Annotated in this window: 13 protein-coding genes and 1 pseudogene; 8 read left to right on the forward strand and 6 right to left on the reverse strand. The window is 59.0% G+C overall.

Annotated elements, in window-relative coordinates; genetic code table 11:
• Positions 1–400 precede the first annotated feature (400 nt).
• From F9C28_RS06350 to F9C28_RS06360, 3 genes are read left to right on the forward strand one after another with little or no spacing between them, the layout of a single operon-like run.
• Positions 401–1,540, forward strand: coding sequence for a tyramine oxidase subunit B (locus F9C28_RS06350; protein ID WP_199014486.1), 1,140 nt, complete (start codon positions 401–403; stop codon positions 1,538–1,540).
• A 34-nt stretch (positions 1,541–1,574) separates the two neighbouring features.
• A complete protein-coding gene (locus F9C28_RS06355) occupies positions 1,575–1,991 on the forward strand; it encodes a Rid family hydrolase (RefSeq protein ID WP_199014401.1) in 417 nt (138 codons plus the stop codon).
• 60 nt (positions 1,992–2,051) lie between these two features.
• On the forward strand, positions 2,052–3,344 hold the full coding sequence (locus F9C28_RS06360) for an NAD(P)/FAD-dependent oxidoreductase (protein ID WP_199014402.1): 1,293 nt from the start codon (positions 2,052–2,054) through the stop codon (positions 3,342–3,344).
• 144 nt (positions 3,345–3,488) lie between these two features.
• Here F9C28_RS06360 and F9C28_RS06365 read toward each other — a convergent pair whose 3' ends face one another.
• Positions 3,489–4,229, reverse strand: coding sequence for an NADPH-dependent oxidoreductase (locus F9C28_RS06365; protein WP_199014403.1), 741 nt, complete (start codon positions 4,227–4,229; stop codon positions 3,489–3,491).
• Between the two features lie 265 nt (positions 4,230–4,494).
• Here F9C28_RS06365 and F9C28_RS06370 point away from each other — a divergent pair, with 265 nt between their 5' ends.
• The 5 genes and pseudogenes from F9C28_RS06370 to F9C28_RS06390 all read left to right on the forward strand — a co-directional run bounded on the left by F9C28_RS06370 (position 4,495) and on the right by F9C28_RS06390 (position 11,770).
• Positions 4,495–5,514, forward strand: a complete 1,020-nt coding sequence (locus F9C28_RS06370; RefSeq protein ID WP_199014404.1) for an alpha/beta fold hydrolase — start codon at positions 4,495–4,497, stop codon at positions 5,512–5,514.
• 90 nt (positions 5,515–5,604) lie between these two features.
• Entirely contained in the window at positions 5,605–6,498 is an 894-nt protein-coding gene (locus F9C28_RS06375) for a LysR family transcriptional regulator (protein WP_199014405.1), read from the forward strand.
• 337 nt (positions 6,499–6,835) lie between these two features.
• Complete coding sequence (locus F9C28_RS06380) at positions 6,836–7,903, forward strand: HlyD family secretion protein (RefSeq protein ID WP_199014406.1); 1,068 nt, start codon at positions 6,836–6,838, stop codon at positions 7,901–7,903.
• The gene (gene rbbA, locus F9C28_RS06385) at positions 7,900–10,647 is read left to right on the forward strand and encodes a ribosome-associated ATPase/putative transporter RbbA (RefSeq protein ID WP_199014407.1); all 2,748 of its coding nucleotides are present in this window, start codon (positions 7,900–7,902) and stop codon (positions 10,645–10,647) included. The genes F9C28_RS06380 and rbbA overlap by 4 nt, the downstream gene beginning before the upstream one ends.
• Positions 10,647–11,770, forward strand: a pseudogene (locus tag F9C28_RS06390) (ABC transporter permease). The gene rbbA and the pseudogene F9C28_RS06390 overlap by 1 nt, the downstream one beginning before the upstream one ends.
• A 26-nt stretch (positions 11,771–11,796) precedes the next feature.
• On the opposite strand, the gene F9C28_RS06395 reads toward F9C28_RS06390, so the two are convergent.
• The 5 genes from F9C28_RS06395 to F9C28_RS06415 form a co-directional block, all read right to left on the reverse strand.
• Complete coding sequence (locus tag F9C28_RS06395) at positions 11,797–11,889, reverse strand: YoaK family small membrane protein (RefSeq protein ID WP_199014408.1); 93 nt, start codon at positions 11,887–11,889, stop codon at positions 11,797–11,799.
• Positions 11,890–11,998: 109 nt separating this feature from the next.
• Positions 11,999–12,934 carry an alpha/beta hydrolase gene (locus F9C28_RS06400; protein WP_199014409.1) on the reverse strand — a complete coding sequence of 312 codons (936 nt, stop codon included), beginning with the start codon at positions 12,932–12,934 and terminating at the stop codon, positions 11,999–12,001.
• A 148-nt stretch (positions 12,935–13,082) separates the two neighbouring features.
• Complete coding sequence (locus F9C28_RS06405) at positions 13,083–13,526, reverse strand: MarR family winged helix-turn-helix transcriptional regulator (protein WP_199014410.1); 444 nt, start codon at positions 13,524–13,526, stop codon at positions 13,083–13,085.
• Between the two features lie 51 nt (positions 13,527–13,577).
• Positions 13,578–14,333, reverse strand: a complete 756-nt coding sequence (locus F9C28_RS06410) for a maleate cis-trans isomerase family protein (protein WP_269846414.1) — start codon at positions 14,331–14,333, stop codon at positions 13,578–13,580.
• Positions 14,333–15,361, reverse strand: coding sequence for a carbon-nitrogen hydrolase family protein (locus F9C28_RS06415; RefSeq protein ID WP_199014411.1), 1,029 nt, complete (start codon positions 15,359–15,361; stop codon positions 14,333–14,335). The genes F9C28_RS06410 and F9C28_RS06415 overlap by 1 nt, the downstream gene beginning before the upstream one ends.
• Between the last annotated feature and the right edge of the window lie 3 nt (positions 15,362–15,364).

Genomic DNA, 15,364 nt, shown 5'->3' on the forward strand with positions numbered 1-15,364 from the left:
TTGAACTTTTGCTTTGTCACAGGATGTCGCTACAGGGTCAGGAGTGTGGTGATCTGATCCTAATTTCGGCTAAAAGTTCGATTTATTCAACAAAGCCCCCTGGTTATTAAAAGCTACGCCATAACGCACTGTCATGATGACTAACAGTATTAACGGCAATCTATTTTCTGCCATGTCGCTTTTTTCCAATACGCCCCGGCGGCAATAACGCTATTGATTAATACAGACGCAGCAGAACGGCGATGAACATTCCAGAACAGTTATATTTCTGCTATTTCATGCGTATCGACAACGCTGAAAAATATATTTCATCGCCCTGCTGTCTATGGCAAAAAATATCGACAACAACAGCCTGCCCCTGGCCCGGCTGAGGAGCGACGTTATGTCCACAGAAACGAAAATGTCCGCGAATACCAAAATCGATTTTATCTACTTATCAGAGCCAGACATGATCCGGGCGGGCGTCACCAATATGCCCGCCTGTGTGGACGCCATGGAGGAAATGTTCGCCCTGCTCTACCACGGGGATTATCGTATGGCGGGCAGCAATAATGATTCCCACGGCGCCATGGTGACCTTCCCGGAAGCCTCCCCGTTCCCGCGGATGCCAAAACCCACCGCGGAACGCCGCCTGATGGCGATGCCCGCCTATCTGGGGGGTAATTTTCACACCACCGGCGTGAAGTGGTACGGCTCCAATATTGCCAACCGCGAGCAGGGGCTGCCGCGCTCCATCCTGATGTTTACCCTGAACGACGCCGATACCGGCGCCCCGCTGGCCCATATGTCCGCCAATTTGCTCTCCGCTTACCGTACCGGCGCGGTTCCCGGTGTCGGCGCCCGCCATCTGGCCCGTAAAGATTCCCGGGTCATCGGCCTGGTGGGCCCGGGGGTGATGGGGAAAACATCGGTAGCGGCATTTATGGCGGTATGCCCGCAGATTGACACCATCAAAGTGAAAGGCCGCGGCGCCCGTAGCCTGGATAACTTTATTACCTGGGTCAATGAAAACTACCCGCAGGTAACCACCCTCACCGTGGTTGATAGCCTGGAGGCTATCGTCCGGGATTCAGATATCGTCACCTACTGTAATTCCGGCGAATTTGGCGATCCCGCCAGCTACCCTATCGTCAAACGCGAATGGGTCAAACCGGGGGCTTTCCTCGCCATGCCCGCACTGTGCAGCATTGATGAAGGTATGGAGCAGCCCGATGTCCGCAAAGTACTGGACAATACCGGCCTCTACCAGGCCTGGTATCACGAAGTGCCTAAACCGGCCCACAAATCGATTCCAATTATCGGGGTCTATTTTATGGACATGATTGCGGCGGGTAAGCTGCGCCCGGAGGCGCTGGAGGATATTGGCAAAATTGTTGCCGGCGCCGCCCCGGGGCGCCGCCACGACGACGAAATCATCCTGATGTCCGTTGGCGGTATGCCGGTAGAGGATGTGGCCTGGGGCACCGTGGTGTACCGCAACGCTATCGCCCAGGGGATCGGCGTGAAGCTTAACCTCTGGGAGGTACCGGCACTGAGTTAACCGGCCTTTTCCCCTTTTACCTTCAGGAGCAGTGATGAACACCATAATTAAAGCCTCTACCGGCTCAGCCATTGAACAGCAAACCAGTTACTCCCGGGTGGTCGCCGTCGACAACTGGATATTTGTCTCAAATACCGCCGGGCGGGACCCGCACACCCGCCAGATCCCGGAGGATATCGCCGCCCAGACCTTACAGGTTTTCGCCAACGTGGAGCGGGCGCTAAACGGGGTGGATGCCTGCCTCGCGGATACCGTTGTCGCCCGGGTTTTTGTTCAGTTCCCGCACGATGTCAGCGCCGTGGCGGAGATCCTCGGCAGCCGCTTTCGGGGTATCGATCCGGCACTGACCCTGACCTGCCCGCCTCTGGGCGCCATGAACTACAAGGTGGAAATGGAAATTACCGCCGTACGGGGTGGCGGTCAGCGCGAAGTTATCCGCCTGACCCTGTAGTACTCGCCCTTGTGTCCGGGGCCTGGCCCCGGTTTTTCTTTCCGGTAAAAGGCGTTCGTTATGGCACCCGCAATCAAACCTGTCATCACCACAACCTCCTTCCCCACCACCCGTACCGTGGTTATCATCGGCGGCGGGATCGTCGGCTTAAGCGCGGCACTCACCCTGGCAGAACGACGTATCCCGGTGGTAGTGCTGGAAAAAGGCCGTATCGCCGGGGAGCAATCCTCGCGCAACCTTGGCTGGGTGCGTAAAACCAGCCGTCTGGCGGAGGATATTCCCCTGGCCCGGGCCGCCCAGCAGCTCTGGCAGCAGATGTCGGCCCGTACCGGGGTGGATGTCGGCTACCGCCAGGCCGGGATCATGTTCCTCGCCCGCACCCGCCAACAAATGGCGGTGCATGAAAACTGGATGCACAGCGTGTCACAGCTGGATCTTGACTCCCGGTTGCTCAGCGCCGCAGAGATAGCCCGGCTGGTTCCGGGAGGGGAAGGGAAATGGCAGGGCGGGATCTACACCCCGTCCGATGCCAGAGCCGAGCCAACCCTCGCCGCCAGCGCCATTGCCCAGGCGGCAATCGCCAAAGGCGCGCTGGTTATCGAAAACTGCGCCGTGCGCACCCTGGCCACCGAAGGGGGGCGTATTTCCGGGGTGGTCACCGAACGGGGCGAGATCCGCTGCGAACAGGTACTGTTGGCTGGGGGGATCTGGTCACGGCGTTTGCTGGGCAACCACGGCATCCGCTTACCCGCCCTGCCGCTAATATGTTCGGTCATGCGTACCGCGCCGATGGCCGGGCCAACGGATATCGCGGTTGGCGCCCCGGATTTTTCCTTCCGCCGCCACCAGAGCGGGGGCTTTATTGTCACCCAGCGCGGCGCGCTGGATGCCCCGTTAACCCTCGATAGCCTGCTGACCGGGCACCGTTATCTCGCCCAGTTGCGCCAGGGAAAGGACAATTTGCGCCTCTCTCTCGGGCGTTATTTCCTGCGCGATTTGGCCCTCTCCCGGCGCTGGAAGCCCACCAGCCGTACCCCGTTCGAGCAGGTCCGCACCATGGACCCTGAAGTCAATCACCGGCTCAATCAGGAGGCATTAACCAACCTCACTGCCGCCTGGCCAGGTTTCACCGGCTGCCGCATTGCCGAAAGCTGGGCCGGTATGATTGATGTTACCCCGGACTCAAACCCGATAATCAGCCCGGTAGCGCGCTTACCGGGCCTGACGGTGGCCAGCGGGTTTTCGGGCCACGGGTTCGGTACCTCCCCGGCAGCCGGGCAACTGGCGGCAGATCTGGTATGCGGCAGCGCGCCGCTGGTGGATCCAACCCCTTATCGCTTTGCGCGTTTTTAATCTGCCGCGGAGCGGCCCGGCCTATTTACCCGCTGGCGGTATTTATTCAGAAACCACATTAATTAACGGAATATCATTAATAAATAGCCATAGCCCCGCAGGGCTATGGCGACTAATAAATAACGACGTTAATCACCGCTGGTGTTATTTATCCAGTTTAAAACCCTGGCGTAATATTTCCGCCAGAACGTCCGGGAAATAGATGTGGCTATAGTAGCTGGCGGTATTATTCCCCCAGTCGTCACCGTCTGCGCGCTGCTGTTCCTGCCAGTGACGGGCCAGCACCTGGTTATATTCCTCAATGGCCGGAGCAATACGCTCGTCGTGGTAATACTCTTCATGGCAGAAGCTGCTCAGCGGCAGGCGCGGTTTCTGGGGCGCCGGCTGATCCACATAGCCGAGGGTCAGCCCCACCACCGGGAAGGTCAACGGCGGCAGCTTCAGCAGCTCGCTCATCCCCCGGGGGTTAGCGCGAATACCGCCAATCGGCACAATGCCCAGCCCCTGGGCCCGGGCGGCCACCATCATGGCCTCAAGCGCAATCCCGGCATCCGTCGCCCCGGCGACAATACTCTCGACGCTCAGATGGGCGAGCTGCTGCTTACCCGCCCCGCGAATAGCGATATCCGATTTATGCATATCCAGCACCACGGCAATAAATACCGGGGCCTGGGCTATCCACGGTTGGCCACCGGCCAGCGCGGCAATTTCTGCCCGGCGCCCGGCATCGCGTACCACCACCAGGGTGACCTGCTGGGAATTGACCGATGTCGGTGCCCGCCAGGCGGCGGCAATAATATTATTCAGGACGTCATCTGCAATGGGGGTAGACAGATAGTGTCTGTCACTGCGATGGGAAGTCAGCACATCAATAGTCTCTGGCATGGAAATACCCTTATTCATCGGCGCTGCCGATATCCAGTAAACCCCCACTAGAGCACGGGCCACCAGTAAATGTAAATACGTTATCCTCCGGCCAAATTAATCAAAGGCACAGATTATCAATAATTATTTTCTGGCTTCCGGGTGATTTATTTTTATCGCACAGCGGTAGTAAACTGCCAGGATAATATTATTATCGCTAATCAATATTCACCAGGTCACCCCGCGATGACGGGCATATTATTGCCCCGGACAACACAGGATATCTATGCTCACCACATCCCGCAGACTATGGTATTGCGCCGCCCTGCTGGCAGGGTTATTCACCACTGGCGCCAGCGCCGCTACCGCGCCCGCTTATGGCGTTAATCTTGAGGGCTTCACCTACCCTTACCCGCTGCACCATTTTGCCTTGCGTTCCCAGGGGACGGCGCTGCAAATGGGCTATATGGATATCGCCCCTACGGGTAGCAGCAATGGCCGGGCCGTGGTCCTGCTGCACGGCAAGAATTTCTGTGGTGCCACTTGGGTTGATACCATTACGGCCCTGGCGAAACAGGGTTACCGGGTGATTGCCCCGGACCAAATCGGCTTTTGCAGCTCGACGAAACCGGCCCACTATCAGTACAGCTTCCAGCAACTGGCCAGCAACACTCACGCCCTGCTGGACAACCTGAAGATAACCCAGGCAGCCATTATCGGGCACTCCACTGGCGGGATGCTGGCTACCCGCTATGCCCTGATGTACCCGCAGTCCGTCAGCCGCCTGGTGCTGGTTAACCCCATCGGGCTGGAAGACTGGAAAGCGCTGGGGGTCCCCTGGCGCACGGTTGATCAGTGGTACCAGCGGGAACTGCGCATCAGCGCACAACAGATCCGCGACTACGAGCAAAAAACCTATTACAGTGGCCAGTGGAAACCGGAATATGACCGCTGGGTCGATATGCTGGCCGGGCTGAACAATGGCCCCGGCAAACCGCGCGTGGCCTGGAACTCCGCCCTGATTTACGACATGATCTTTACCCAGCCAGTTTATTACGAGTTTACCCATCTGCGGGTACCCACCACCCTGATGATAGGCACCGCAGATACCACCGCCATCGGCAGTGATATTGCCCCCCCGGAGGTGAAAGCGAAACTGGGGCACTATAATATCCTGGGTAAAACCGTGGCCGGGCTTATCCCCGGTGCACAACTGGTTGAATTTCCCGGTATGGGCCACGCCCCACAAATGGAAGACCCGGAGAAATTTAACCACCGGCTGAGAAGCGTCCTGGGCCAACCGTGAATATTGCCGGCAGCCCCTGGGCGTCCGGCAGTGGTAAATTCCCGTGGTTCAATTACTATTACGTCCCCCTCAGAGTCACCGTCTTACGCTATGGCTAACCAGAACCTGAACGATTTAAATGCCTTTCTCGTGGTCGCCCGGGAAAAAAGCTTTACCAAAGCGGCAGCCCAGCTGGGTGTTTCTCAATCATCACTCAGCCATACCATGCGCAACCTGGAAACCCGCCTTGGGGTCCGGTTGCTGACCCGTACCACCCGCAGTGTGCAAACCACCGATGCCGGGCTGCACCTGCTGCAAAGCGTCGGCCCGCGCCTGGATGAGGTCAACGAAGAGCTGACCGCGCTCACCAAATTCCGCGACTGCCCAGCCGGGGCGATTCGCATTACCGCCGATGAGCATGCCGCCAACCGGATACTGTGGCCGCTGCTGGAGCCGTTTGCCCGCCAGTACCCGGACATCAGCGTGGAAGTGATTATCGAACCCGGCTTTACCGATATCGTTGCCCAGCGTTTTGACGCCGGGGTGCGGCTGTCCGGTACCGTCGAGCAGGATATGATAGCCATTCCGCTGACCAACAGCTGGCGCCCTGCCGTGGTGGCCAGCCCGGATTACCTGGCAAAATACGGCACCCCCCAGACCCCCCAGGATCTGAGTGCCCACCGCTGTATTAATATGCGCCTCGCCACCCACGGCGGGCTTTATGCCTGGGAGTTCGAGCGCGCCGGGCAAAAAAGCCGGGTGCGGGTCGAAGGTCAGATGACGTTCAACAGCGTCAGTATGATTGTCAAAGGGGCGCTCAATGGCTTTGGCATCGCCTATTTACCGGAGTGTGAGGTCCAGCAATACCTGTTCGACGGGCGCCTGGTCCAACTACTGAAAGCGTGGAGCGAGCCCTCGCCGGGGTATCAGCTGTACTACCCGAGCCGCCGCCAAAACACCCCGGCCTTTGAGCGGTTACTCCAGGCCATCAAATCCCGTCTGTGAGCCGTTAACCGGCAGATGGCTCAATCGCCCCGCCGGGCGGTTGAGCCATCTGTGTTAATCCCATGTTATTGATATGGACATCCTGGTTGAAGCTGTTAGTATTTCTTCGAAAACAGTTTACATATGCGTGTTTCATATACGGCCAGGATAGCTGTGATAACCACATTGATTGTAAGCCATACCCATCACGCTTTTCCTTGTGTCTGGCCCTTCAACGGGAGCACCAGCACGCCGTTATACCCTGTCTTTTTTTCCCACAAAAGATACCGCTTATCATGTTTTGACGCGGCGGGTGTGAGCACGCACCGTTCGGCAACAGGGACCAGGCAGAGCTATCATGGATAAACAAAAAAAACGGGCAGTATGGATAGTGATTGGATTAGCCGTCGCGGTTGCCGCCGGCGCATGGTGGGCCTTACGCCCGGCGGGCTTGCCACAGGGATTTGCCAGCAGTAATGGCCGTATAGAAGCAACAGAAGTCGATATCGCCACCAAAATTGCCGGGCGTATTGTGTCTATTGACGTCAAAGAGGGCCAGTTTGTCCATCAGGGACAGGTATTGGCCAAAATGGATACCCGGGTGCTGAATGAACAGCGCCTGGAAGCGGCCGCACAAATTAAAGAGGCCCAAAGCGCCGTCGCCGCGGCCCGTGCCCTGCTCGATCAGCGGCGCAGCGAAATGCTCGCCAATGAGGCCACCGTGCGCCAGCGCCAGGCAGAACTGAATGCCAGTGCCAAGCGCCATACCCGCTCCAACACCCTGATTCACCGGGGAGCAGTCTCTGCCCAGCAACTGGATGATGACCGCGCCGCCGCCGAAAGCGCCCGGGCCTCACTGGAGTCCGCCAACGCGGATGTTTCCGCCGCCAAAGCCGCCATTGAAGCAGCCCGCACCAATATTATCCAGGCAGAAACCCGGGTAGAAGCCGCCCAGGCCACCGAGCGCCGCATTATTGCCGACATTGACGACAGCGACCTCAAGGCCCCCCGGGATGGCCGGATACAGTACCGTATCGCCGAACCGGGTGAAGTCTTAGCCGCCGGTGGACGGGTGCTGAGTATGGTGGATCTGGCGGATGTGTATATGACCTTCTTCCTGCCTACCGAGCAGGCCGTCGTGCTGGCCCTCGGCAGTGAAGCGCGCATTATTCTGGATGCCGCCCCGACACTGACCATTCCAGCCAATATCAGTTTTGTGGCCAGCGTGGCGCAATTTACGCCAAAAACCGTAGAAACCAGCGATGAGCGGCTCAAGCTGATGTTCCGGGTAAAAGCGCGTATTCCGCCAGAGCTGCTGGCTAAGCATCTGGAATATGTCAAAACCGGGTTACCGGGCATGGCCTATGTCCGGCTGGATAACCAGCAAAGCTGGCCGGAAAACCTGACCGTGAGGCCCGGGCAATGAGCGAGCGTACACCGGACCCACACGCGCCCATCGCTATTCTGGAGGGGGTAAGCCAGCATTTTGGCCACACCACTGCCCTGCGCGATATTTCACTACAGATCCCGTCGCGCTGCATGGTGGGGTTAATCGGCCCTGACGGTGTCGGTAAATCCAGCCTGCTGTCATTGATTTCCGGGGCCAGAGCCATTGAAAGCGGTAACGTGATGGTGTTGGGGGGCGATATGCGCGATGCGGAACATCGCCGTAACGTCTGCCCCAAAATCGCCTGGATGCCCCAGGGGCTGGGGAAAAACCTCTACCACACCCTGTCGGTCTACGAGAATGTCGATTTCTTCGCCCGCCTGTTCGGCCACAATAAAGCCGAGCGCGAAGTCCGCATTAATGAACTGCTGCACAGCACCGGGCTGGCGCCGTTCCGGGATCGCCCGGCGGGGAAGCTCTCCGGCGGGATGAAGCAAAAACTCGGCTTATGCTGTGCGCTAATCCACGACCCCGAACTGCTGATCCTCGATGAGCCCACCACCGGTGTTGATCCCCTCTCCCGGGCGCAGTTCTGGGACCTGATCGACAGTATCCGGGCCCGCCAGACCAACATGAGCGTCCTGGTGGCAACCGCCTATATGGAAGAGGCGGAACGCTTCGACTGGCTGGTGGCGATGAATGCCAGCGAGGTACTGGCCACCGGCAGTGCCGAACAGCTACGCACCCGCACCGGCAGCCAAACCCTCGAACAGGCTTTTATTGCCCTGCTGCCCGCCGAACAGCGGGACGCCCACCACCCGGTGGTTATCCCCCCCCGGGATGAACAACCGGACGACATCGCCATTGAAGCCCGGGGGCTGACCATGCGCTTCGGGGACTTTATCGCCGTCGATCACGTGAACTTCCGCATCCCCCGGGGGGAAATTTTTGGCTTCCTCGGCTCTAACGGTTGCGGTAAGTCCACCACCATGAAAATGCTCACCGGCCTGCTCCCCGCCAGTGAAGGCGAGGCCTGGCTATTTGGCCAGCCGGTAAACTCCGGGGATCTCGATACCCGCCGCCGGGTGGGCTATATGTCCCAGGCATTTTCGCTCTATAGCGAACTGACCGTGCGCCAGAACCTTGAGCTGCACGCCCGGCTATTTCAGATCCCCGAAGGGGAGATACCCGGCCGGGTGGCAGAAATGAGCCAGCGTTTTATGCTGGCCAGCGTCGAGGACAGCCTGCCAGATGCTCTGCCCCTCGGGATCCGCCAGCGGCTCTCCCTGGCGGTGGCGGTGATCCACCGCCCGGAAATGTTGATCCTTGATGAACCCACTTCCGGGGTCGATCCGGTGGCCAGGGACATGTTCTGGCAACTGATGGTCGATCTGTCGCGCCAGGATCGGGTGACGATTTTTATCTCCACCCACTTTATGAATGAGGCGGAGCGCTGCGATCGGATCTCGCTGATGCACGCCGGTAAAGTGCTGGCCAGCGATACCCCGGCGAATCTGGTGGCCCAGCGCGGCAGTGACACCCTCGAGGAGGCGTTTATTGCCTGGCTCCAGGAAGCCGCCGATACCCCGGCCCCCGACCCCGAGGCGCCGGTGATAACCCACCCTGAAAGTCATACCCCGGCGGCCCCTCGCCAGTCATTCAGCCTGCGGCGCCTGTTCAGCTACAGCCGCCGGGAAACCCTGGAATTACGCCGGGACCCGGTGCGATCGACCCTCGCCCTGCTCGGCACGGTGATCCTGATGTTTATTATGGGCTACGGGATCAGCATGAATGTTGAGGATCTGCGCTTTGCGGTGCTCGATCGCGATCAAACCATCAGCAGCCAGCGCTGGATCGAGAACCTCACCGGATCGCGCTATTTTATCGAGCAGCCGCCCATCACCAGTTATGACGAGCTGGATCGCCGGATGCGCGACGGTGAGCTGGCGGTGGCCATTGAGATCCCGCCAAACTTTGGCCGGGACGTGGCCCGCGGCCGCCCGGTAGATATTGGCGTCTGGGTAGACGGCGCGATGCCCAGCCGGGCGGAAACCGTACGCGGCTACGTCCAGGCCATGCACCAGGGATGGCAACAGGAGATGCTGGCCCGCCATAAAGATCCGGTCAGCCGCAGTGCGTTACTCAATATTGAAACCCGCTACCGCTATAACCCGGATGTCAAAAGCCTGCCCGCGATTGTGCCGGCGGTGATCCCGCTGTTGTTGATGATGATCCCGTCGATGCTCAGCGCCCTGAGCGTGGTGCGGGAAAAAGAGCTGGGGTCAATCATTAACCTTTACGTGACCCCCACCACCCGCAGCGAATTTATGCTCGGCAAGCAGTTGCCCTATATTGCGCTGGGGATGTTTAACTTCCTGTTGCTCTGCGCCCTGTCGGTCTTTGTCTTCGGGGTGCCCCATAAAGGCAGCTTCCTGACCCTGCTCCTGGCGGCGCTGGTGTATGTGACCATCGCCACCGGCATGGGGTTGCTTATCTCCACCTTTATGAAGAGCCAGATAGCGGCGGTATTTGGTACCGCGATAATCACCCTGATCCCGGCGACCCAGTTCTCCGGCATGATTGATCCGGTCAGCTCACTGGAAGGGCCCGGGCGGTTTATCGGCCAGATCTACCCCACCAGCCATTTCCTGACCATCACCCGGGGGACATTCTCAAAAGCGCTGGATCTTGGGGATCTGTGGCATTCGTTTATTCCGCTGCTGATAGCTATCCCGATAGTGCTGGGGCTGAGCATCATGCTGCTGAAGAAACAGGAGGGGTAATGCGCACACTGAGTAATATTTATAATCTGGGCATCAAAGAGCTGCGCAGCCTGTTGTGTGACAAAGGGATGCTGGTGCTCATCGCGTTTAGTTTTACCTTCTCGGTCTATTCATCGGCAACGGCCATGCCCGGCACCCTGCATTTGGCGCCGATCGCCGTGGCCGATCTCGACCAGTCCCAGCTCTCTACGCGGATCATTAACGCCTTCTTTCGCCCGTGGTTTTTACCCCCGGCGCTGATTACCGCCGATGAAATGGACGCCGGGCTGGATGCCGGGGACTATACCTTTGCGGTGAATATCCCGCCGAATTTTCAGCGCGATGTACTGGCCGGTCGCCAGCCGGAAATCCAGGTAAATGTCGACGCCACCCGCATGAGCCAGGCATTTACCGGCAACGGTTATATTCAGAACATTATCACCGGGGAGGTGAACAGTTTTATTCAGCGTTACCAGAGCAGCGGAGCGTCACCGGTGGATCTGGCGGTGCGGATGCGCTTTAACCCCAATCTGGAACAAAAGTGGTTTGGTGGGGTGATGGCAATCATCAATAACATCACCATGCTGGCCATTGTGTTAACCGGCTCCGCACTGATCCGCGAGCGGGAACACGGCACCGTGGAGCATCTGCTGGTGATGCCGATTACCCCGTTTGAGATAATGCTGGCCAAGATCTGGTCGATGGGACTCGTGGTGCTGGTGGTGTCAGGCTTGTCGCTGGTGTTTATGGTGCAGGGGGTATTACAGGTGCCGATAGAAGGCTCGGTGCCGCTGTTTATGGTGGGGGTTGCCCTGAGTCTGTTTGCCACGACCTCAATTGGCATTTTTATGGGCACTATCGCCCGCTCGATGCCACAACTGGGGTTACTGATGATCCTGGTGCTGTTGCCGCTGCAAATGCTGTCCGGTGGTTCCACCCCCGGGAGAGTATGCCGCAACTGGTTCAGGATATTATGCTGACCATGCCGACAACGCATTTTGTTAGCCTGGCGCAGGCTATTCTCTACCGGGGCGCGAATTTCGCCATTGTCTGGCCGCAGTTTGTCACCCTGCTGGTGATTGGCGCGGTGTTTTTTGCCATTGCGCTGCTGCGTTTTCGTAAAACCATCGGCACCATGGCGTAACACCGGCGGCGGCATCACCACAGACGTCAGGCCGTGGCGTAGCCACCGGCAATAAACCAGGTAATAAAACCGACAGCAACGAAAAATATCGCCACCGGGAACAGAATGCCAATCCGCATATTTTTCACCTTATCAGAAGAGGTACGCCCCGGTGAGCCATCACCGTCCGGGGCGTATATTACCGTGCCGATCGCGCTTTACCAGCGAAAATAGCGCTGAACCGTTTCGTTATTGGTTAACGATAGCGGTGCCCGGGGTCGGTAACGGCGCCGGGGATGGCGTGAGCGGCACGACCCCGGCAACATCCAGCATCGCCCCCTCGGCGGAGGTCGGGAACATCGTCCCGTGGGACAACCCCGGGTAATTAATCAGCGTGAAGGTTTTCCCCGCCTCCCTGAGCTGGCTAACAATTTGCGCGGTGGTACGCCAGCGAACCCCTACCGGGATCCCCCGGCCCCTTTGGACTTCGGCGCCTTCCATCAGAAACAGCCGGGCGGACGGATCCGCAGCCGGCTGCTGGCGTAGCTGATCAACCTGGCGAAAGTTCCCCTGCCAAAATGACGGGCTGGCGCTGTAGTAACGGGTAAAACACTTACTGTGCAGCCAGGCATCCAGCACCAGCAGCCCACCATAGGAATGGCCCCAGATCCCGCGCCGCGCCGGGTTAACCACAATCCCCTGCTCCGCCCCGGGAATAATACTATCCCTGAGCAGGGCCAGAAACTCACGGCTGCCGCCGTAGACCCTATCGCGCTGCTCACCGGGGGTGTCAATACTGCCCGGCGGGGTGTAATCGTAGCTGCGCCCTTTTCTATCGAACGGCAGGTTACCCCGGTAGCCCACGGCGACAATCACCGGCGGGGTCCCCTGGCTCAGGCGGCCTAATAGTGGGTCATCCAGGTGGCTCATCACGGCATTGCCGTCCAGCAGGTACAGCACCGGATAGCCACCGGGCACCGCTTTACGCGGGGTACCAATCCACACCTGATAATGACGCTTGCCGTCTGCTGAGCTGAATTGCCGGGTAGTAAAGTGATACCAGGCCGAGCCGGTATCGGCAATATTCTTCCCCAGCGGGGTCATATCAGGCCGGGCGCTGGCGGGGGCAATGGAGAATATGGCGGGAACAAGACATAGCATAAGCAGGCAAATAAGGTAACGCATGGTGGCTGGGCTTCCTGTGGTCCAGAAAATAAATGAGACGCATTTTCATATTTGCCCAGATGGTAATATAGCCAGCCGCCGCGGACTACTGGTTTTTACGCCCTGGCGCCCTCAATATCGGCAGCTATCGCCGCCTTAATAACCAGCGCTAATGCGCACTGTAGCGCTGGATCAGCGCCCGCAGCGTGCGCTTCAGTAACTGGCTGCGCGCCTCTCCCAGCTGTGCCAGGACACTGGCCTCAAAGCGCGCCGCCTCGGTATTTAATGCCTGAACCAGTTGCTGGCCGGCGGCGGTAATCACCACCCGGCTTAAACGACGATCGCCGCCGCAGTCGTTACAGCGCGCCACCTGGTGCTGCTTTTCCAGCCGGTGCAATAGCCGGGTAATGGTGGGCTGCTTACTGACGGTTTTCAGGGCCAGCTCGCTCACGCTGGTGGGGCCGTTGGCCTCCAGCACCGACAGCACCCGCCACTCCAGTACCGACAGCCCCCGGGATTCCACCTCAGCGTGGAACTCCGATGAGACCACCAGCCACGCCTGCCCTAACAGGGCAGGTAAATAGCCATTAATAAACGCCGGAGAGTCTGCCATCGACGTATCCTGTGCTGATTGTCTGTATTGTGCCCGGTAATATCCCTGTACTCAGTAGCGGCCGGACAGTAATGACCCAAAGCCCGGCACCCGGGTATCGAGCCGCAGCCGGTTGAGCATCATCCAGGTGGTGGCCACCGACGACGAGATAACCGGCAGCCCGATGCGATCTTCAATCAACTGGATAGATCCCAGGGACGGCATCTGCACACAGGCAGAGGCCACTACCACGTCGACATTGGTGTTCAGTTTTTTGGTGATCTCCACCGGCGCTAGCGGATCCCGGCGGCCCACCGCCAGGTTATCCGGGATCTCCAGCGAGATGCTGTCCACCACTTCAATCCCTTCGTTTTCAATATAATCGATAACCAGCTGGGTGAGCGGCTTCATATAGGGGGTCAGCAGGGATACCCGCTTTGCCCCCAGGGCCTGTAAGCCCTCCACCAGCGCCCCGGCGCTGGTGATAACCGGGGCGGGATGGCCATTCTCCAGGGTACGGGCATGCAGCCGCTCTTCCGATACCCGGTGGTAGCCTTTGCCCATGCTCATGATAGCCACCAGGCAAGCATAGCCCAGCACATCCACTGCCGCATCGGACAGCTCCAGGGCACAGCGGTCGCTGTCGGCATCCATGGCGGACAGCTCCTCTTTGGTGACCTGCTTCATCCGCATCCGGCTGGAATGAAAGCTAAAACGCTCTGGAGCAATGGCCTCTCTGGCACGCAGGATAGCCGGGATCTCGGTCTCCATGGTGGTATTAGACGACGGCACAATTTGCCCGATGCGAAAGGTACGTGAACGCTGCATTATAATTGCTCCTCGAACGGGTCTGCCGTCTCATTTAACGCCGTGATATCCGCCGCGCTGTCCGGGGTATCGCTAAAAGTCACCGGGTTGATGGCGCGCCGGTTCACCTGCAAATCAAAGATATCGAAACGGTTGTAGTGGCCGGTAATGTCGTGCATCTGGCGCGGCTGAATACAGCGGTTAAGATCTATCTCCCCGTAGACAATGCCTTCGCGGTCGATCAGCGGCTCTCCCACCACCCGGCCATCCGGGCCGATAATCCCGGAAAACGCGCTATTGGGGCGGGCCAGCAGCGCCCGGGCTTCCGGGTGGCTATCGGCTATTGCCGCAATAATCTCCTCGCTGATGGTAGAGCACGCCACCACGGTAAATACCTTACCCTCAAAGCAGTGGGCCGATGCCCGCAGGCGGATCGCCTCCGCCATGTCGTAATCTTTCGGGGCCACCGGCAGCGAAATATAACTCGCCACGTGGACCAGCTCCCCCTGGGCCAGCAGCGCGAAACGCGCCAGGGTATTGGTATTCTCACCACAGGCCAGTGATCCCAGCGGGCCAATGCTGGTGTTATGCACCCGCAGGGAAGAGGCATCCCCGTTGGCCCAGGTCAGTTTTTCGGCCCAGGTGGGCACCAGTTTGCGGTGCCGGCCAATGATCTTGCCTTCATCGTTGATGGTCACCAGGGTGTTATACAGGGTGGCAATGCTCTGCGGGTGGCGCTCATTGACCCCGATAACCACATTCACCCGGTGGCGGGCGGCGGCCTGGGCTATTTTGCGAATTTCCGGCCCCGGAACTTCAATGGCGCTGCGGCACAGCTTTTCAAACCACGGGCTGCCTTCCACCGGGTTCATTACCCAGCTCCAGTAGGGGTAACCGGCGATAAACACCTCCGGGAAGGCCACCAGCCGCGCCCCGTTACCGGCCGCATCGCCAATCAGGCGGCAGGCTTTATCCACGGTGGCATCGGTATCAAGGAACACCGGGGCGGCCTGCACCGCCGCTGCGGTAAACGTCGCTAATTCCAGCATGTT

This window comes from Shimwellia pseudoproteus (assembly GCF_016415625.1).
Taxonomy (GTDB): Bacteria; Pseudomonadota; Gammaproteobacteria; order Enterobacterales; family Enterobacteriaceae; genus Shimwellia; species Shimwellia pseudoproteus.